The organism is Pseudomonas sp. Colony2 (assembly GCF_019382755.1).
Classification (GTDB): domain Bacteria; phylum Pseudomonadota; class Gammaproteobacteria; order Pseudomonadales; family Pseudomonadaceae; genus Aquipseudomonas.
In genome coordinates this window covers 2285285-2304061 of the sequence record NZ_CP080030.1, presented here as the reverse complement: position 1 = coordinate 2304061, position 18777 = coordinate 2285285, and the positions used below count along the sequence as shown (strand labels likewise).

19 protein-coding genes and 2 pseudogenes are annotated in these 18777 nt (G+C 59.2%); 13 read left to right on the top strand and 8 right to left on the bottom strand.

Translation table 11 applies throughout. The features are described 5' to 3' along the window. Window positions 1-764, bottom strand: a 764-nt coding sequence (locus tag JV201_RS09925; RefSeq protein ID WP_219407150.1) for an AraC family transcriptional regulator, incomplete at its 3' end; no start/stop codon positions are given. A 211-nt stretch (window positions 765-975) separates the two neighbouring features. Between JV201_RS09925 and JV201_RS09920 the strand changes: the two genes are divergently transcribed. The 6 genes from JV201_RS09920 (at window position 976) to JV201_RS09895 (ending at window position 8855) form a co-directional block, all read left to right on the top strand. Continuing rightward, window positions 976-2592 (top strand): APC family permease, encoded by a 1617-nt coding sequence (locus JV201_RS09920; RefSeq protein WP_177020887.1) that lies wholly within the window; start codon window positions 976-978, stop codon window positions 2590-2592. A gap of 30 nt (window positions 2593-2622) precedes the next feature. Beyond that, entirely contained in the window at window positions 2623-3549 is a 927-nt protein-coding gene (locus tag JV201_RS09915) for a 4-hydroxyproline epimerase (RefSeq protein ID WP_177009387.1), read from the top strand. Window positions 3550-3587: 38 nt separating this feature from the next. Then, window positions 3588-4535: a dihydrodipicolinate synthase family protein gene (locus tag JV201_RS09910; protein ID WP_087693960.1), complete on the top strand. Its 948-nt coding sequence runs from the start codon at window positions 3588-3590 to the stop codon at window positions 4533-4535. A gap of 179 nt (window positions 4536-4714) precedes the next feature. After that, the gene (locus tag JV201_RS09905) at window positions 4715-6286 is read left to right on the top strand and encodes an aldehyde dehydrogenase (NADP(+)) (protein WP_219406824.1); all 1572 of its coding nucleotides are present in this window, start codon (window positions 4715-4717) and stop codon (window positions 6284-6286) included. 3 nt (window positions 6287-6289) lie between these two features. After that, the gene (locus JV201_RS09900) at window positions 6290-7549 is read left to right on the top strand and encodes an FAD-binding oxidoreductase (RefSeq protein ID WP_219406823.1); all 1260 of its coding nucleotides are present in this window, start codon (window positions 6290-6292) and stop codon (window positions 7547-7549) included. Between the two features lie 214 nt (window positions 7550-7763). Next, window positions 7764-8855 carry a carboxylesterase gene (locus JV201_RS09895; RefSeq protein ID WP_003220012.1) on the top strand — a complete coding sequence of 364 codons (1092 nt, stop codon included), beginning with the start codon at window positions 7764-7766 and terminating at the stop codon, window positions 8853-8855. 23 nt (window positions 8856-8878) lie between these two features. Here the strand turns inward: JV201_RS09895 and gltS are convergent, their stop codons facing one another. From gltS to JV201_RS09865, 7 genes and pseudogenes are all read right to left on the bottom strand, one after another. Beyond that, window positions 8879-10090, bottom strand: coding sequence for a sodium/glutamate symporter (gene gltS, locus JV201_RS09890; protein WP_219406822.1), 1212 nt, complete (start codon window positions 10088-10090; stop codon window positions 8879-8881). A 536-nt stretch (window positions 10091-10626) separates the two neighbouring features. Next, window positions 10627-12192, bottom strand: a complete 1566-nt coding sequence (locus tag JV201_RS09885; RefSeq protein ID WP_219406821.1) for an SGNH/GDSL hydrolase family protein — start codon at window positions 12190-12192, stop codon at window positions 10627-10629. Between the two features lie 183 nt (window positions 12193-12375). Next, on the bottom strand, window positions 12376-12846 hold the full coding sequence (locus JV201_RS09880) for a lysis system i-spanin subunit Rz (RefSeq protein WP_219407149.1): 471 nt from the start codon (window positions 12844-12846) through the stop codon (window positions 12376-12378). A gap of 257 nt (window positions 12847-13103) precedes the next feature. Further along, entirely contained in the window at window positions 13104-13403 is a 300-nt protein-coding gene (locus tag JV201_RS09875) for a hypothetical protein (RefSeq protein ID WP_219406820.1), read from the bottom strand. Further along, window positions 13403-14059 carry a phage tail protein gene (locus tag JV201_RS09870; protein WP_219406819.1) on the bottom strand — a complete coding sequence of 219 codons (657 nt, stop codon included), beginning with the start codon at window positions 14057-14059 and terminating at the stop codon, window positions 13403-13405. The genes JV201_RS09875 and JV201_RS09870 overlap by 1 nt, the downstream gene beginning before the upstream one ends. A gap of 81 nt (window positions 14060-14140) precedes the next feature. After that, window positions 14141-14215: pseudogene (locus JV201_RS30040) on the bottom strand (Rha family transcriptional regulator); the annotation flags it as partial. A 200-nt stretch (window positions 14216-14415) separates the two neighbouring features. Continuing rightward, entirely contained in the window at window positions 14416-15021 is a 606-nt protein-coding gene (locus JV201_RS09865; RefSeq protein ID WP_219406818.1) for a hypothetical protein, read from the bottom strand. Window positions 15022-15210: 189 nt separating this feature from the next. On the opposite strand from JV201_RS09865, the gene JV201_RS09860 reads away from it, so the two are divergent. From JV201_RS09860 to JV201_RS09835, 7 genes and pseudogenes are all read left to right on the top strand, one after another. After that, a complete protein-coding gene (locus JV201_RS09860; RefSeq protein WP_003212725.1) occupies window positions 15211-15399 on the top strand; it encodes a hypothetical protein in 189 nt (62 codons plus the stop codon). Between the two features lie 63 nt (window positions 15400-15462). Further along, a complete protein-coding gene (locus JV201_RS09855; protein ID WP_003212724.1) occupies window positions 15463-15765 on the top strand; it encodes a hypothetical protein in 303 nt (100 codons plus the stop codon). Window positions 15766-15926: 161 nt separating this feature from the next. Further along, the gene (locus tag JV201_RS09850; RefSeq protein ID WP_219406817.1) at window positions 15927-16370 is read left to right on the top strand and encodes a septation protein IspZ; all 444 of its coding nucleotides are present in this window, start codon (window positions 15927-15929) and stop codon (window positions 16368-16370) included. A gap of 214 nt (window positions 16371-16584) precedes the next feature. Continuing rightward, the gene (locus JV201_RS09845; RefSeq protein ID WP_003212721.1) at window positions 16585-16881 is read left to right on the top strand and encodes a hypothetical protein; all 297 of its coding nucleotides are present in this window, start codon (window positions 16585-16587) and stop codon (window positions 16879-16881) included. A 256-nt stretch (window positions 16882-17137) separates the two neighbouring features. Beyond that, window positions 17138-17458, top strand: coding sequence for a hypothetical protein (locus JV201_RS09840; RefSeq protein WP_158244087.1), 321 nt, complete (start codon window positions 17138-17140; stop codon window positions 17456-17458). Window positions 17459-18240: 782 nt separating this feature from the next. Next, complete coding sequence (locus tag JV201_RS29615) at window positions 18241-18435, top strand: hypothetical protein (RefSeq protein ID WP_257903300.1); 195 nt, start codon at window positions 18241-18243, stop codon at window positions 18433-18435. A 156-nt stretch (window positions 18436-18591) separates the two neighbouring features. Then, window positions 18592-18777 (top strand): annotated as a pseudogene (locus tag JV201_RS09835) (hypothetical protein); the annotation flags it as partial.

Below are 18777 nucleotides of genomic sequence, written 5' to 3'. Positions count from 1 at the left end.
GTCGCCTGCCGATACTGGCGCGGCGTAAACCCGGTCAACGCCTTGAACTGCCGGGTAAACGCACTGTGATCGGTATACCCACACTGCAACGCCACCTCAGTGATCGGCAGCTCGGTATGCAGCAGCCGGTGCGCATGTTCCAGGCGTACCTTCTGGATCATCTGGCGCGGTGTCAGGTGGAACACGCGCTTGCAGTAGCGCTCCAGTTGCGCCACGGAAATCCCGGCGATCCGCGTCAGTTCACCCAACGTGACCCGCCGATTGAAATGCGCCCGGATGTGCTCGTCCACCGCCGCCAGCCGTTGATAGGCCGGGTGGGTTTCGCTGGCGGTTTGCAGGTCGACCGAGATGCCCGCCAGGCCGATGATTGCAGCGTCGCGGCTGTACAGCGGCCATTTGTGGGTCAGGCACCAACCCGGCTCGCGGGTACCGTAGAGGTGCAGTTCCAACTGGTCTTCGAGGACAAATCCCTGCTCCAGCACCCGCCGATCCTGCTCGGTATAGCCGGGCCCCAACTGCGCGGGAAATACCTCGGCGCTGGTTTTTCCCAACAGCGGTTGCAAGTCCTTCAAGCCGCACCGCTGCACCAGGGTGCGGTTGGCCAATACGTAGCGCGCCTGCACGTCCTTGATAAAGATCGCGGCATTGGGAATCACGTCCAGCATCGGCAACAGCAACCCCACGCCGGCCAGTAATTCTTCGATGGTCTGTGGACGATTCGACTCGCTCCCTTGGCATAGGGTCGCGAACGCGCTCTGCATCATGACGCTCTCTCCTGCATTTTACGGACAGGCCAGGCGCCCGGCGGGCGGTGCCTGGCGAGCAGATTGCCGCATGGCGGTGGCCCTGTCGAGCACTCGCAATTGTGCTGATTTCGTCATCGCAGCCTGCGCAAAACATCAATCGCGGCGCCGTTGATGGGTTCACTGTATGGCCACTGCATGCCTATCCAATAACCCACAAGAAGGCGCCGCCATGTCAGCCCAAGGCAAGTTCAAGAAACAGCTTTCATTGATCGACCTCACCTTTATCGGACTGGGAGCGATCTTCGGTTCGGGCTGGCTGTTCGCGGCCAGTCACGTCTCCGCCATCGCCGGGCCGGCGGGGATTTTTTCCTGGTTGCTGGGCGGCTTCGCCGTGTTGCTGCTGGGCATTGTGTATTGCGAACTGGGGGCGGCATTGCCCCGCGCCGGCGGCGTGGTGCGCTACCCGGTCTATTCCCACGGCCCGCTGCTGGGCTACCTGATGGGCTTTATCACGCTGATCGCGTTTTCAAGCCTGGTGGCAATTGAAGTGGTCGCCTCGCGCCAATACGCCGCGGCGTGGTTTCCCGAGTTGACGCAGGCGGGTTCCAGCAACCCCACCGTCCTCGGCTGGTTCGTGCAGTTTGCGCTGCTCTCGCTGTTTTTCGCCCTCAACTACCGCAGCGTGAAGACCTTCGCCATGGCCAATAACCTGGTCAGCGTGTTCAAGTTCATCGTGCCGCTGCTGGTGATCGGCGTGCTGTTCACCTTTTTCAAGCCGGAGAATTTCCACGCCCAGGGCTTCGCGCCGTTCGGCCTGTCGGGGATTGAAATGGCCGTGTCTGCCGGCGGGGTGATTTTCGCCTACCTGGGCCTGACGCCGATCATCTCGGTGGCCAGCGAAGTGAAGAACCCGCAACGCACCATTCCAATTGCACTGATCCTGTCGGTGCTGCTCTCCACTGCAATCTACGTGCTGTTGCAGACCGCTTTCCTCGGCGGCATCCCCACCGAAATGCTCGCCAACGGCTGGGCCGGCGTCGCCAAGGAACTGGCCCTGCCGTACCGCGACATCGCGCTCGCCCTGGGCGTGGGCTGGCTGGCGTACCTGGTGGTCGCCGACGCCGTGATCTCCCCCAGCGGCTGCGGCAATATCTACATGAACGCCACGCCACGGGTGATCTACGGCTGGGCGCAAACCGGAACCTTCTTCAAGATCTTCACCCGCATCGACGAAAAGTCCGGCATCCCGCGCCCGGCGCTGTGGCTGACCTTTGGCCTGTCGGTGTTCTGGACCCTGCCCTTCCCGTCGTGGGAAGCGCTGATCAACGTGGTGTCCGCCGCGCTGGTGTTGAGCTACGCCGTGGCGCCGGTATCCGTGGCCGCCCTGCGCCGCAATGCACCTGACCTGCCGCGCCCGTTCCGGGTCAAGTGGATGGGCTTGCTCGGCCCGCTGTCGTTCATCATCGCCGCGCTGATCGTCTACTGGTCCGGCTGGAGCACCGTGTCGTGGCTGCTCGGCCTGCAAATCCTGATGTTCGTGGTGTACCTGCTGTGCGGGCGCTTTGTGCCGACCCTGCACCTGAGCCTGGGCCGCCAGGTTCGCTCCTCCGCCTGGCTGATCGGCTTCTACGCCGTGACCATCATCCTGTCGAAGCTCGGCAGCTTCGGTGGCCTGGGCATCCTCAGCCACCCGTTCGACACCGTGGTCGTCGCCGCTTGCGCGCTGGGGATTTATTACTGGGGCGCGGCCACCGGCGTGCCGGCGCACCTGGTTCGCCTGGAAACCGAAGACGACGAAAGCGAAGCCCCTGAGCCCGATATCGGCCGGGCACAGCTGGCTTCCTGAGCCTCAGCCAACCACTGGATGGATTGTTCTATGAAACGAGTGCACATCATTGATTCCCACACCGGCGGCGAACCCACGCGCCTGGTGATGACGGGGTTTCCCACGCTGGCCGGCGAGACCATGGTCGACAAGCTCGACGACCTGCGCACCCGGCATGACCAATGGCGCAGGGCGTGCCTGCTGGAGCCCCGTGGCAACGATGTACTGGTGGGCGCGCTGTATTGCGCGCCGGTCTCGGCCGATGCCACCTGCGGCGTGATTTTCTTCAATAACGCCGGCTACCTCGGCATGTGCGGCCACGGCACCATCGGCCTGGTTGCCTCGTTGCACCACTTGGGGCAGATCGCGCCGGGGGTGCACAAGATCGACACGCCGGTCGGCCCGGTCAGCGCCACGTTGCACGCCGACGGCGCGGTCACGTTGCGCAATGTGCCCGCCTATCGCTATCGCCAGCATGTCTCGGTGCAAGTGCCTGGACATGGCTTGGTCTACGGCGATATCGCCTGGGGCGGCAATTGGTTCTTCCTGGTTTCCGATCATGGCCAAGCGCTGGAAATGGACAACGTCGAAGCCCTGACCGACTACACCTGGACAATGCTCAAGGCCCTCGAAGCCCAGGGCATCCACGGCGAAGACGGTGCCCTGATCGACCATATCGAACTGTTCGCCGACGACCCCCAGGCCGACAGCCGCAACTTTGTCATGTGCCCAGGCAAGGCCTACGACCGCTCGCCCTGCGGCACCGGCACCAGCGCCAAGCTCGCATGCCTGGCGGCCGACGGGAAACTCGCCGCCGGTGAGCCGTGGATACAAGCCAGCATCACCGGCAGCCAATTCGAAGGCAGCTATGAATGGGAGGGCGAACGTGTGCGCCCTTCCATCACCGGCCGCGCCTACATGACCGCCGACAGCACCTTGCTGATCGACGAACAGGACCCCTTCGCGTGGGGCATCTGAACCGCCCCCGCCCCTTCAATCAAACTGGAGCTGAAACAATGAATACCACTATCTTCACCGGTTGCATCCCTGCATTGATGACGCCGTGCACCGCCCAGCGCAAACCGGACTTTGACGCACTGGTCGCCAAGGGCCGCGAACTGATCGATATCGGCATGAGCGCGGTGGTGTACTGCGGCTCCATGGGCGACTGGCCGTTGCTGACCGAGGCCGAGCGCCAGGAAGGCGTGGCGCGCCTGGTGGCCGCCGGTGTGCCGACCATCGTCGGCACCGGCGCGGTCAACAGCCGTGAAGCCGTGGCCCATGCAGCGCACGCGGCGAAGGTCGGCGCCCATGGTTTGATGGTCATCCCGCGGGTGCTGTCCCGTGGTGCATCGGCGACGGCGCAAAAGGATCACTTTGCAGCCATCCTCAAGGCGGCGCCAAACCTGCCGGCGGTGATCTACAACAGCCCTTACTACGGCTTCGCCACCCGCGCCGACCTGTTCTTCGAACTGCGTCGCGAGTACCCGAACCTGATCGGCTTCAAGGAATTCGGCGGTGCTGCAGACCTGCGCTACGCGGCCGAACACATCACCTCCAAGGACGATGACGTGACCTTGATGGTCGGCGTGGACACCCAAGTGGTGCACGGCTTCGTCAACTGCAACGCCACCGGCGCAATCACCGGCATCGGCAATGCACTGCCACGGGAAGTCCTGCAACTGGTGGCCTTGAGCAAGAAAGCCGCCAAGGGCGACGCCACTGCACGTCGCCAGGCGCGGGAGTTGGAGTCGGCGCTGGCGGTGCTGTCGTCCTTCGACGAAGGCTGCGACCTGGTGCTGTTCTACAAGCATCTGATGGTGCTCAACGGCGACAAGGAATACACCCTGCACTTCAACGAGACCGATGCCCTCAGCGATGCCCAGCGTCGTTATGCAGAGAACCAGTACGCGCTGTTCCGCCAGTGGTACGCCAACTGGTCGGCCGAGCAGAACGTCGCTTAACACTATTCAAGGCAGCAAAAATCAAATGTGGGAGCTGTCGAGCTCCGGCGAGGCTGCGATGGGATCACTGCGGTGTACCTGCCAGACCGCAGCGCCTGCATCGCAGCCTCGCTGGGGCTCGACAGCTCCCACAGTGGATTCTCTTCGCCAAGCCCATCTTTACTTTCCAGGACTACGCCATGACTCTGACGGGCACCATGCTGATTGGTCAGCACTCCATTCCAGGCAGCCGCGAGGCCATCCGGGCGATCAATCCTGCCACCAACCTTGCGCTGGAACCCGCCTACGCCGGCGGCACTGCCGAGCATGTAGACCAGGCTTGCGCCCTGGCCTGGAGCGCCTTCGATAGCTATCACGAAACGCCGTTGGCCGCTCGCGCCGAATTCCTTGAAACCATCGCCAACGAAATCGAAGCCCTGGGCGATGAACTGATTGAACGGGCGATGGCCGAGACCGGCCTGCCCCGCCCACGCATCCAGGGCGAACGCGGGCGCACCTGCCAGCAATTGCGCACCTTTGCCCGCACCGTGCGCGCGGGTGAATGGCTGGATGTGCGGGTGGATACTGCACAACCGGACCGCCAGCCGCTGCCTCGCTCGGACCTGCGTCAACGCCACGTACCGCTGGGGCCGGTGGCCGTGTTCGGCGCGAGCAATTTTCCGCTGGCATTCTCGGTGGCGGGCGGTGATACAGCGTCGGCACTGGCGGCCGGTTGCCCGGTGATCGTGAAGGCACACGGCGCGCATCCTGGCACCAGCGAACTGGTGGGCCGCGCGGTGGCCCGGGCCGTTCAGCAATGTGGCCTGCCTGAGGGTGTGTTTTCGCTGTTGTATGGCTCGGGCCGCGAGGTCGGTATCGCGCTGGTGTGCGATCCGCGCATCAAGGCCGTGGGTTTCACCGGCTCGCGCAGCGGCGGTATTGCCTTGTGCCAGGCGGCCCAGGCGCGCCCCGAGCCGATCCCGGTGTATGCAGAGATGAGCTCGATCAATCCGGTCTACCTGTTTCCCGCTGCGTTGAGCGCACGCGGTGAAGCATTGGCACAAGGTTTTGTCGCGTCCCTGACCCAGGGTGCCGGCCAGTTCTGCACCAACCCCGGGCTGGTGATTGCCGTTGCAGGGCAAGCGCTGGACCACTTCGTCGGCACGGCTGCCAACCTGCTTCGATACAGCACTGCCCAGACCATGCTGACACCGGGGATCTTCAAGGCTTACGAAGACGGCGTCAGCGCCCTGACCCGGCATGCTCAGCTCGCAGGTACCGGTCTGCCGGCAGAAGGGCCGAACCAGGGACAGGCCCATTTGTTCGTGACCCAGGCCCGGGACTTTCTCGCCAATCACAGCCTGCAAGCCGAGATATTCGGCGCCGCGTCATTGATCGTGCAATGTGCCAACGTCGATGAGGTCCGCCGGGTCAGCGAACACCTGGAGGGCCAACTGACCGCCACACTGCATCTGGATGACGACGACCTGGCAACTGCCCGCGCGCTGCTGCCGACCCTGGAACGCAAGGCCGGCCGCCTGCTGGTCAACGGCTGGCCGACCGGCGTTGAAGTGTGTGATGCGATGGTGCACGGCGGACCATTCCCGGCCACCTCGGACTCACGCACCACCTCGGTGGGCACCGCCGCGATCCTGCGATTCCTGCGGCCGGTGTGCTACCAGGATTTCCCGGATAGCTTGCTGCCGACGGCCCTGCAACACGGCAACCCATTGCTGCTGCGGCGCTTGCTCGACGGTCAGAGGGAAGCCTAGAACATGTCCGATAACGTCATGCCAGACGTCGCCGTAGTGGGCGCCGGCATCATCGGCGTCGCCTGCGCGCTGCAACTGGCGCGCCAGGGCCGGCGGGTGGTCATCATCGATCAGCAGGAACCTGGCCACGGCGCCTCGTTCGGCAATGCCGGCCACCTGGCGACCGAGCAAGTGTTCCCCATCGCGGATGCGTCGATCCTGACGCGTTTGCCCGCCATGCTCATGGACCCGATGGGCCCGCTGCGCCTGGACTGGAAATACCTGCCGCGTGCACTGCCGTGGTTTACCCGGCTGCTGCTGAACCTGCGCCCGGCGCCCTTCCAGCGCACCGTCGCCGGGATCCGCGCGCTCAATGAAGGCAGCCTAGGCGCCTGGCACCGGCTGCTGGGCAGCATCGAGCGCCCGCACCTGATGCGCGAAGACGGCTCGTTGCTGGTCTTCGAGCGCGCCGAGTCGCGACAGGCCATTGATGCATTGCAGGCACGCATGAGTCAGCAGGAAGTGCCGGTGGACCACTGGCACGCCAGCGTGGTGCAGGACGCGGCGCCACAACTCAGCAAAGGGATTCAGGGCGGGTTGTTCTTTCCTCGCACCGGGCATTTTCTCGATCCCTATGGGGTGGTTTGCGAGCTGATGGAGGCGGCCAAGGCCAGCGGGGTGCAATTTCTCAAGCGCCAGGTCGTGGGCGGGAAGCTGGACGAGCACGGTGTTTCATTGCGGACCGACCAAGGCACCGTGGCCGCGCGCCAGGTGTTGATCGCATGCGGTGCGCACTCAGCCAGCCTGACCGGCGCACTGACTGGCAAAAAGGTCCCGCTGGATACAGAGCGCGGCTATCACCTGATGTTGCCCCATGAGCATGGACGGTTGCCGTTTGCGGTCACGTCATTGGAGCGCAAGTTCATCATGACGCCCATGGACGGCGGATTGCGGCTGGCAGGTACCGTGGAGTTCGCCGGCCTTGATCGCCCACCGAACATGGAACGCGCGTGGCAGTTGCATCGACTGAGCCAGGGGCTGTTTCGTCGTGACTTGAGTGCCGAGGACGCGACGCCGTGGATGGGGTTTCGCCCTTCCCTGCCCGACTCGCTGCCGATTATCGACAAGGTGTGCAAGGGCAAGGTGCTGCTTGCCTTTGGGCATCAGCATCTGGGCCTGACGCAGGCTGCGGTGACGGCGGAGTTGATTGCACGGCTGGCATCGCCTGCGGCCGCGTCCAACGGGCTGCCGGCACTTGGGCCCTACCGGCTGGATCGTTTCTGAGATCATCGGAAACGTCTTGCTACTGTTTCGCACTTTCGGTGATACAAGGCAGGTCATTATCGTGCATGACCTTACGGTTACGCTCCGTTGAGAACCTGCCTTGAACAACCACACCTGTATGCAGCCCCGTCCATCGATGCGCAGAACGCTCCGAAGCGTTGCTTGCGGCATGCTCGCTCTATTGCTCTGCACGACAGCCCTCGCAGAACCGGGCATGCCGCTTGGCCAGAAATCATTCGAAGCGTATCGCGCCGCTACCTTGCAATGGCTGCGGGACCATCGTGATTTCCAGGGCATCGACAAGGATGCCGAACTCAACTGGAACGCCCCGCAGGAATGGCGCCCGGCGGGTGCCCCCAAGCGCGGGATCATTCTCGTGCATGGCCTGGGTGACTCACCCTGGTCTTTCCACGATATCGGCAGCGCACTGGCCGCCCGCGGCTTCCTGGTCAGGACCGTGCTGCTGCCCGGCCACGGCACGCAACCGGCCGACATGCTGCAGGTGCGCATGGAAGACTGGCGCCGGGTGGTGGACGAACAGGCTGCGATCCTTCGCGCAGAGGTGGGAGAAATCTACCTCGGCGGCTTTTCCACCGGCGCCAACCTGGTACTCGACTACGCCTACAAACACGACGACGTCGCGGGGCTGCTGCTGTTCTCTCCCGCGTTCCAGTCCAGCATGACCTACGACTGGCTGACACCCCTGATCAGTTGGGCGCGCCCCTGGCTGCTGGCGCCAGACGCCAGCCGGCCACAACAGAGCCTGGTGCGCTACATGACAGTGCCCACCAACGGTTTTGCCCAGTTCTACCGCAGCAGCCGGCTAGCCCGCCAGGACCTGGAGCGGCGCCCCTATGACAAGCCGGTATTCATTGCCGTCGCAGCCCACGACTCAGTACTCGATACGCACTACGTGCTGGAGACCTTCCAGCAACGCTTCAGCAACCCCCATAGCCGCCTCGCCTGGTACGGCACATTGCCAGAGAGCGCCTGGGATACCCGCCGTGTAAAAGCGCGTACCGACTACCTGCCGGAGTTAAGGATCAGCCAGTTCTCCCACATGGGGTTGCTGTTCTCACCCGACAACGCTCTGTATGGCGAACAGGGCAGCCTGCGGTTTTGCTGGAACGGCCAGACGGACGACGCTACCCGCGCCTGCGAACAAGGGGCCGACGTGTGGTATTCGGACTGGGGCTACCGTGAGCCGGGCAAGATGCATGCGCGGTTGACGTTCAATCCGTATTTCACCTGGCAGCTTGGGGTGATTGACGAGGTCCTGGGCAAGCAGGACCTGGCGAGTCATTAAACGGCAAATCCGGTAAACCGCGTTTATCCCGCGACGCCCAGGAACGGCAGCGCCAGGTACAACTTGATCACGATCGCATTGGTGATATCGATGAAAAAGGCGCCCACCATCGGCACCACCAGAAATGCAATCTGCGATGGCCCGAAACGCTGGGTCACCGCCTGCATGTTCGCAATGGCAGTTGGCGTGGCACCGAGCCCGAAACCGCAGTGCCCCGCCGCCAGGACCGCCGCGTCATAGTTGCTCCCCATCACCCGGAACGTCACGAAAATCGCAAACAGCGCCATCATCAACGCCTGCGCAGCCAGCAGGATGAAAATCGGCAGGGCCAGTGCGGCGAGGTCCCAGAGCTTGAGCGACATCAATGCAATCGCCAGGAACAACGACAGGCTGACATTCCCGAGCACTGAGACTTCGCGCTCGAATACCTGGTGCCAGCCCAGCGCCGACAGGCCATTACGCAACACCACACCGACAAACAAGACACACACAAACGTCGGCAGCTCAAAGGCCGTGCCCTGGATAAAACCGCTGAGGAACGTGCCCACTTGCAGGCTGATGGCGAGCAGCGCCAGGGTCTCGATAAACGAGAAGGAGGTGATCATGCGCTCTTGATTCGGCTGCTCGAATCCTTTTGGCCCTCGCGGTTGTACCGGCGCCAGGGCGGGCGTCTGGACGCGCTTGATCAGCAGGCGAGCGACCGGGCCGCCAATCAGGCCGCCGAGCACCAGGCCAAAGGTCGCGGAAGCAATGGCCAGTTCGGACGCCGACGCCACGCCATACTTCTCGCTGAACACCGCGCCCCAGGCCGCGCCGGTCCCGTGCCCACCCGACAGCGTAATGGAGCCCGCCAACAACCCCATCAATGGATCGAGCCCCAGCGCCTTGGCCAGCGCAATCCCCATCGCGTTCTGGACCACCAGGAGCGCCGTCACCACCAGCAGGAAGATCCCCAGCACCCGCCCGCCTTTCTTCAGGCTGGCGAAATCCGCATTCAAACCAATGGTGGCAAAGAAAGCCAACATCAGTGGCGTCTGCAGCGACGAATCAAACCGGACCTCAATGCCAGCGAGCATACGCAGGACCAGGAGCAGCACCGCCACCACTAAACCGCCGGCCACCGGCTCCGGAATATTGTAAGTGCGCAGGAAACCGATTCGAGCGACCAGCCCGCGCCCAAGTAAAAGCACCAGGGAGGCGGCGACCAGCGTTGAATAGAAGTCGAGTTGAAGCATGGGGCAGCTCTCTGTAGTTATTTATGACGAATCGGGGCAGGCCTATCGATCCTTCGGAACAACACAGGAAGAGTAGTAGTACGACGCCATCTTTAACCTCGGAAAAGTCCTAACGTTGCCGAACGGAATCCCCAGGACGTTCAGGCGAAAGACTTGCGAAGCACTATCAGGAGGGGGCGACGGAAAGATGATCAAATGCGTGGAGGTCGGCGCCGAATGGCGCGCTGAGATGAGAGCCTTGCAAATCGCAGGCAACAAAAAAGGGCCCACCTTTCGGTGAGCCCTTCTAGACCGCCCAGCAGAGCGGATTTTGTTTGGAAGGCGCGATTGGACTCGAACCAACGACCCCCACCATGTCAAGGTGACCCCGGAACACGCGCAAGCATATGATCTGTAAAGGAAAATACTGCTCTTCAGCGCCATCCAAATACGCTATTTCACCTTATAAGAATCAATAACTTAGCGTTGTATATTCCTACAGTGGTTCCCCTCTCCGGCGTCCCTGCCGAACGAACAAATCCATTTTGATCCGAGCCTCAGTCAGCTGTCGGGAATGATGTGAACATGAAGTGCTGCGATATATCATTGTAGGCATTGGGATTTGCAGTGCTCTCTCCTCCAGCCAGAATGGTGAACGTCCCCCTGGAGGTGCCATCAGTTTTTTGTTGCAGTGGAATTGAAGGCAGGGCAAATGATTGTCGAATTCCTGCGCGTACAGGCCATGAGGCCCACATTCCACGAGTAGTTGCACCAGTTATACCGTTCACGTACACGCGCAGATCCGCTCTGTTTTTTCCGGAATTTCTTACAGCTGTTACCGTATCTGAATTAGTACCAGCGTTAGTTATCCCTGTTGCACTTAGTGCAATAGGCATCCACCAATCATACTGCTGAAGTGCAATTTTCTTCGAGCCGCACGTTAGTCCGAGGCACTTGGATACAACCTCTGCGATGTACTGGTGACCCAGAACGCCAGGATGCGCGCCATCAGAAAACATCTTTAAATCATGTATCCTATACTTATCACTTGAAAACTCTCCAAACTTGTTAAACATGTCCGGAAATGGAATATATACCCCATTAGTTTGTTTGGCCAGCCGTTGCAATTGGCGCCTCGTAACATCATTGCCAGGCTTATTCCAAACAAAGTCAGGCACGATAACTGGAACATCATATGCAATTGAATACTTTACAATCCAATCTATTCTTTTTTTAAATTCCGCATAATATGTTCCTTTTTTTGAGTTTTCTCCACTATCATTATATCCGAGCGCGCAGATGAACATCGCGCTTCCGCTCATCAATCTGGCAATGGCATTCTCATCAAGCCAACGCAATCGCCTACCGGAATTTGAGAAATTATTGACAACTAGTTCGCCTTCTTTTGCCACATAACTAAAACCACATAGCTCAACTATTCCTGCTGAGGTCGTAATGCACTCCACTTTGCATGAGCCGGATCCGTCGTCTAAAGCCTGTACAGCAATATAATTAAAGGGCTGACGGACACTTGCATCAGTGTCTACAGCAGCAACTACTTCGCCATTCACCTTAACATCAAAAGTCCCGCCGCCAGGCATGCCAATATACCAGACCAAAACGACTCTTTGAAATGTAGGAATTTTCGTAGAGATAATATTCCCTACTAAAGTAGATCTCCAAGAAAGACCCTGAGGAACATACTCGCCGTTAGATCCATTATGTGGAATCCAGTGGATTGACTCACCATTTATGCTCGTCAATAAAACATCATGTATATCTTGTGAAAATGTATCACCCGCCCCCAACTCCAGCAACGGTACAAAACCGTAGCCAGACACTTCAAATTCAGCATTGATCATTCTTTTGAATATGTTTACCCAGCTATTACGATATAGATCACCGGCGAATGCACCATGGCTTATCGAATCGCCCAGCACGCAAACAGCTGAAGTCGGTGAGGCATTAGCCCTCACCCGAGAAAGCATGGAGGGCACCAACGCTCCCAGTTTCAATAGACTTGAATAGGACTCCGGCGATGCACTCCAGCCTCCTTTTGCAGAAGCCCCAATGGCTTGCGCTGCTGGCGTGGAAAGCGCCATCAATGCTGTGCCTGCTTTCATAAAGCCACGCCGCGACAATACCAAAATGCCACCCCCCCAAAATGTTGCGGGAGTATACATACGCAACGAGCTAATTCAACATCGGCGCCGGCCAACTTTTCATCCCCAGTACCAGGGTTATTCACCTGGACAGGATTGGCGGAATTTGCAGTGACGGCCAGCGGGTAAGGTAACCGGGCTTATTTACTTCCGCATTGATACTTTCTTTGCGTATGCCTGGCATGCCCGCAGCGCGATCACGGCGTTATCCCCGKCGTCGGTGATGSYGATAATTCKTTGAGCATGCGCTGGGTCAAGTTGGGCTCKACGGRYTGCATGAACCAYGCCGACGGCGCCGGGGGKGGCAGGCACGTTGCAGCCACTGGCTGAATCCGTGGCGTCGAGAAGGACTGACAGCCGCACATCAGCAGTAGCAAGACGGTCACGCAGCAGAGCCTGGTTGCGCTGGGCATCGGATAATTCCTTGGTGTGGTGTTGGTCGGCGGCGGCCAGTTGCTGCTCGATGACTAGGCGCTTGTCTTGCTCGGTCCGTGCCTGGGTGGTGGCGGCATTGGCGGCCGGCGTTCGGGAGGATCTGCAGCAGCTGCTGCTCAGTGATCGGCATGYKTTTCTCCAGRCAATAAAAAACCGCTCAAGGCGGCATCGGTGTTCGATTGCGGATCAGYCCGCGACRGGCTCGACCGYGRCCGGCAGCGGGTACCGGGCTTTGATSGCGGCGACGGAYGCAAGCCAGGCGGCATAGTCCGGTTCGCGGCCCTGGCTCAGYGCGTCGTAGTCAGCCTCCAAGCGCAGCGGGTCGGATTCGGACAGGTAGGCYGMACGSCGCARTGACAGYGCGGTGTCGAGGTCYGCTTGCAACTGMTCRGYCTGGCGCTGTTSGGCGGTGATCATCTTGCTGAAGTCGATATTGCTCATRCTGGCAGGCTCACTTTTCCGTCAGGWGGATCGATGATGTCMGCGGGGAACCGTGCCGAGACAGATGCCTCCGGGCCGCACGGGAACATCAGGGTCAGGACCAATTGCCCGTTGATGCGCGTCACATCGCTGGCCAGGACATCGCACTTCACCGCCTCAGCCGGGAGCGTGGCGCCTTCTGGGAGTGCGCTGAAATCGAAGCGCTCGCCGTCGATGGTGAGCACATCCCCGCGCCGCACAATCGTCAGCGCTTCGCTCGGGTCAATCGGGGCATAGGGTGACAACTTGATCTTCATTAGAACCACCGTCCGATGCAGAGAATTTGTGTGGTGCCGATCGTCTGCGGTGTTGCGCCGTTTCTGTAAACGATCCTGACTGTGTTGGAGTTCACGGAGTAGGAGGTCGTAAACCCGTAAGTATCAAACGTCGACGTTGGAATGCCGGTCGCAACTACCGAGAACGCCGAACTTGCGAACTGAGCAGCAATTTGCATGTTGCCGAAGTCCTTCAGCTGGTTGGCCGTCATATCAACGAGGGTCGTCACYAGGCGCTGGCAGATCATCGTGCCGTCGGCAAACTTCACGTAGGTGCCGTTTGCGTTCGACCCAGACTCAAACACGGCGCCTGTCGGCACGCCGSCGACCTGCGACACAGGGCCAAGCAGCGCAGCAACTGCGGCAGACCCCAAGCCGAGGCCGTTGCGTGCTGCGGCCTGTGTRYTGCCCCCGGTRCCGCCTTTSGCCACGGGCACGATGTTTTCCGTGGACACCGAACCCAGGCCGGCAAGTGTTGCGCCCCATTGCTGAATCATCGCCCGGGCTTGGTCGGCCAGATCCTTTGTATACCCCTGCACTGGTGTCAGCGCATAAACGCCGGCGCGTTGGTGGCGCTTCGATAGTTTGGCGTGATGGAAAGCGCGGTATTGCTTGCGATGTTGGTGATTTCGTACCACCCACCATCAGGCCCAAGGAAAGCATCCCCTAAAGCTGTTGAAGAMGCCGACCTCGTACGTCGGCTTTTTTGTGTCTGAAATTCAGGCTGCCTTCACCGACGCATCCATCACGTCCAGGCTCTGCCGAACGTGATTGATCTCTTGGCGGATCAGGCTCAGAGGGTTGGCAACTGACCCGGGCGTGCAGCGTAAAGCGCCAAGAACATTTATCCAGCGGGAGAACAAGCCGAAAGGCCCGCGGCTGGAAGAACAATTGAATCAGGTCGGCGACTGACGCCAGTAGCGGGAAACCGACCAGCAGAACATTTCACGTCAGCGCCTGAATCGGGCGCTTTCGGAAGCCAACTGAATAGCGGCTATCGACGCTTACCCATGCCCGGCGCTCCCCCGCTAACGATCTGAACCCATCCTTTAGGCATGGATCGATGCGGAGCGGAGCTCAGATGAGTTTCGTCTATGTCTTTGGTGCACGCCGGGCAAAGCGTAGGCGGTTGTTGCCATTCGATATGAATTGAAAACTTGCTATCACACCGCCAACAGACCTTTCGGACCCATTTCGACTCTGAATCCTTGATTGAAGGCTTCGTTTGCTTTGGTGGTGAAGCTAACTTCGGTTTTTTAGCTGTCTTGCTGGCTTTTTTTGCCTCTTTGATCGCCGATCGAGCGGCCTTACGACTCTGCTTCGTGCCCTTTTGCTTTGCGACTTCTCGAAGTTCGATAATTTTGTTGAGTCGCGCAAACTCCAAGCGAAGGTCTCTGGTTAGGTCATCAAGCTCATAGTCAGCCTTATATGCCAACGACCGGACTACACCTTCTTCGATTTCCTTGCGCTTGCTGGCAGCGCGATCAGAGAAATATTGCTCAGACTCTTCGCTGAATCCATCCCGAGACATGTGCGGCGCAGTCTCACCCTCGCCGGATTTTCTTATGAGCTTCAATCGCTCGAGCTTATCGCCATCCATGTGGAACCCCGATCCCTGACCATATCGGCAGAGTAGCAATTAGCTGGTACTGAGCGCCAGGTGAGTGATTCTAGTGACGAGGTGTTGACCGAACTGGCGAATGACCTGGTAAGCGGCGCGAGAGACACCCACAGATTTACTGATGCCGCTTCTATGAGGCGGCATTGGAAATCAACGGAGGGCAACACGATGACCGATGCAGCAGCAACACAAACGAAGTGCACGTACTGCGGCAAGCCAGCCGAAAAGGTGGTGCGCCGCAACATTCACGACCGCACTCGCGACCCATACACCAATCGGCAGGTGCTTCGCACTCGAGAGTTGTCGTTTTGCAGCGCCGAGCATGCAAGCAACTACCAGATGGGCTGCGAAGGCTGACGGACCTTTTCACTGATGCCCATCCAGAGCGGTGGGCATCGGGAAAATAACCGGAGCATGACCATGAACAAAGAACAGATTTACGACGCTCAGATCAGCCCGCTCATGCGGCAGGTCATTGCGATCTGTAAGGAACACGGCATCGCGATGATGGCGAGCTTTTCCATTGGTCACGATGGCGAAGGCCCGAACGGTGAAGACTGCTCGAATTTGACGTGCAACACGTTGCTGCCTGATGGAGCTGGCGAGCCATACTCTGTTTTTGCACAGGCGAACGCATTGATCCGCCGTAATGGACGGCCGGCTCCGCTGACGTTCACCACGGAACACGGCGACGGCTCCAAGACCATGACGGCAGTTATCTGAACAACCAGCGCCACGATAGCCTGTCGTTAAATGCCCGGTCACCTGCATGAAAAAATTTTCGTACTTTATGGAGCCAATACAATCTAGTAGCTTAGAACTGAAATCCTAAACGTGAAACGGCATACCGCCGCTACATGATGAACACCTTAAGGTCTCGTAGAATGAGTGTGACAAAAAATTGGCTGAGGCTGTCCTTTGCGCTTTTGTGGCGCGCATTTCTATTGTTCCAAATTTTCGGTTTGGTATTTGGTGTACTGCTTGGAAAACTCCTACTGCCGAGCTCATTCGTCATATTGATTAAGCCTACAATTTTGTACGGATCATTAGCTCTGATAGTAGTTATCGCTGAAGCCGGATTCAAGCTCAATCTACTTCAATGCATTTTCGGAAAACGTTTAAATCTGTCAAAACCACAATGGCGCATGTGTGCACTTTCACTGGCGTTGCTTCTCGCAACTATGGCAGTGTTGAGCGTTGCGGTCGCTTTTTCCACGCCATTTGATTTTTGGCTTTACTACAAAGTTTTCGGCAGTCCGGTGATATTTGTTGCTGGCATATTCGCTATTTCTTGGATTGCCATCAGCAAGACCAGCATTCACCAGTAATCGCACCTCCCCTAGTGGTGGCTGACCGCTCTGAACAGGGCCTCAGCTCCACCATTCCTACAGCAATGCATTGAGGACTCCCTGTCCTCTCATATCAATCCGTTTTTTCGGATTCCCACCTCTACCCGTCAGCACTCCTCCCCCGCGCCCATCGGCAACCAGCGGGAGGCATGAGTGTTGACGAATACAGGTGAACCAACGAACGGAGAAAATCATGGCCAAGAAGGTTGGCGTAAAAACCAGGAGCGCCCAAATCGGCGTTCGAATCAGCCCCCGCGCTAAGTACATGCTCGATGTAATGGGTCGCATCCAGCGCAGAACAATGAGTGGAGTTATCGAATCGGCTCTTTTGGCTTATGCCAAGTGCGACGAAGAACGCTTAGCCGACCAGACATGGTCAACGGATGAAAGCGAACGATTGCTCAACCTTTACCTAGTAGCGCCTCACCTCCTGTCATTCGACGAAGAGATTGAGGCCAAGCGGCTAATCGCAGCCAAAGCAACCGCCTAACCCCAAGCAATGGAGGCCGCCAATCGTCAATGATCTCTGGGTCGAGATCGATGCCCGCAGCGCCGGTAACGGTGGGCGGCACCCGGCGCCGGTTGCGGTCAGCTTAGGCTGACTGTGCGATGAGAGCCTTCCAACGATGTCGGACGCCAACCCCGCAGGTGCGAGACACCTAGCATAAGGTATGCGTTCTCACTTCTTGGGGAGGTAGTACGAGCACATATCTGGAAGCTTAGATACGACGACAGAGTTGCTCATATTGAACGCCAACGATTGGATTTTTGCTTTGGAAGCTGGATCAGCTTTGACTCGGCGAACTTCTGCTCTAAGCGACTCGGTCGTCTCCGGATCGCTATTTAAAGCGTTCTCAACGCTGCTATTCGAATCTGGATTGGCCTTGACGCAAAGGCTTTCAATGGCCAGCAAATTGACGGCGTTTTCGGTGTCGTCCTCTGCTGCGCTTGCCAAGGTACTTGCGACCGAGGAAACGCTCAATAGCAGAAGCGCTGCAGTAATTCGCTTTAAAAACATCATTGATCTCCCTGAAAAAACTGAAATTTATCATAGCGCTATTGATTGACGATTTTCCAGTTTTCCCCCGCATAGACACCTCCCCACCCACTACCAACAACCTTACCGGTCAGGTGCCCGACAGACCTATTTATGCCGGGATTCAAAGACGGCCACTTCAAATACGTCGCTTACACCGACTAACCCACCCAGCCGCCTCGGAGGYGACCATGAACGCAGCATTGAAGATWTGYCAGGMGMKKTACGACGCYCRGTTGCCTCCAGAGGTCRGCGASAGCRAMGAGGTGACKGASTGGCTKGAGCAYTCRGCSGAGCGSCTGGTGTGCGGCRTSGACATCAAGTGGAAGCGSCGCTACGGCCRGCCGCAGGTKRTKACGTTCGACCGGTWCTGCACKGTCCTGCARGGCCAYCTRAACCAGCGCCAGATMGACGGCYTGGAYSAGCGYGATTCGTTYGCCCGYCTGCTGCTGTCGGCAATGCTCGGCAGCCAGAGCGATGCCCGSKCCCAMGCTGCCGACYTGCTGGGCCAGCARCGKCCSATTGARGCGGTCGAGAAGATCGCYGTRGCGCTGCTGAGGCCSTATGCCGARGACGCTGTAGCGGCGGAACGGGAAGAGSSCGAAGACGAYGTGGATGCMGAYCTATGAGYCCKCACATCCTGATCGAYGARGCGCTGGAGGCMCTKGARCATCCMAGCAGYGARCCRGGCGCCCAAGCCGTCGTGGYGCGGATGATCACSARCATGCTCACYGGCGACGCRATCACCGTCGARGARTTCAACCAYTACTGCCAGCGSCTGCTGAARATCACCASGCAGCGCAAGGAGGMYGCATGACCACCGCACCGGTTAAATCRCTRATCGACGAGCARCTCGAYGAMGTKGAGKCSAARCTGATCATGCTGGGCTTCGGCCTYCCCTTCAATGAAGTGATCGGCCAGCCGCGYGAGCGTGCCGTGGCCACCCTGCCGAAGCGCCTTACAGCAACCATGAAGGGCGGGCGGATCGCGGTGAGGGTTCGGCCGTGACCAYCCGCCAGCGCACCMGGCGCCTRCTSATCTGGCGCGGCTCYTTCTCTGCCCTSKCMGTCTKCAYCYTCCTGATGTTGCTCAGCGCCCTMGCTGAYCGAATCACYCAATAACCAACACCTTCAATCGCTGCGAGCATCGCGGCAAGGATTCCCCATGTCGACAAACATGCAGATCTGGGAAAAGGTCAGCACGACCGACACCCGCTACACCAAAGCTGCCGAGGTTGGCGGACAGAAGATCACCAGCCTGAACGGCACGGCGATGATCATGAAAGCCACGGAGATATTCGGGCCTGTCGGCATCGGGTTTGGGTGGTCAGTCATGGAGGAGCGCTTCGAC

Bases quoted from the DNA above. Each gene is read 5' to 3' on its own strand.
- JV201_RS09920 (WP_177020887.1), top strand. From the start codon at position 976: ATGTCAGCCCAAGGCAAGTTCAAGAAACAGCTTTCATTGATCGACCTC.
- JV201_RS09915 (WP_177009387.1), top strand. From the start codon at position 2,623: ATGAAACGAGTGCACATCATTGATTCCCACACCGGCGGCGAACCCACG.
- JV201_RS09910 (WP_087693960.1), top strand. From the start codon at position 3,588: ATGAATACCACTATCTTCACCGGTTGCATCCCTGCATTGATGACGCCG.
- JV201_RS09905 (WP_219406824.1), top strand. From the start codon at position 4,715: ATGACTCTGACGGGCACCATGCTGATTGGTCAGCACTCCATTCCAGGC.
- JV201_RS09900 (WP_219406823.1), top strand. From the start codon at position 6,290: ATGTCCGATAACGTCATGCCAGACGTCGCCGTAGTGGGCGCCGGCATC.
- JV201_RS09895 (WP_003220012.1), top strand. From the start codon at position 7,764: ATGCCGCTTGGCCAGAAATCATTCGAAGCGTATCGCGCCGCTACCTTG.
- gltS (WP_219406822.1), bottom strand. From the start codon at position 10,090: ATGCTTCAACTCGACTTCTATTCAACGCTGGTCGCCGCCTCCCTGGTG.
- JV201_RS09885 (WP_219406821.1), bottom strand. From the start codon at position 12,192: ATGAAAGCAGGCACAGCATTGATGGCGCTTTCCACGCCAGCAGCGCAA.
- JV201_RS09865 (WP_219406818.1), bottom strand. From the start codon at position 15,021: ATGGATGGCGATAAGCTCGAGCGATTGAAGCTCATAAGAAAATCCGGC.
- JV201_RS09860 (WP_003212725.1), top strand. From the start codon at position 15,211: ATGACCGATGCAGCAGCAACACAAACGAAGTGCACGTACTGCGGCAAG.
- JV201_RS09855 (WP_003212724.1), top strand. From the start codon at position 15,463: ATGAACAAAGAACAGATTTACGACGCTCAGATCAGCCCGCTCATGCGG.
- JV201_RS09850 (WP_219406817.1), top strand. From the start codon at position 15,927: ATGAGTGTGACAAAAAATTGGCTGAGGCTGTCCTTTGCGCTTTTGTGG.
- JV201_RS09845 (WP_003212721.1), top strand. From the start codon at position 16,585: ATGGCCAAGAAGGTTGGCGTAAAAACCAGGAGCGCCCAAATCGGCGTT.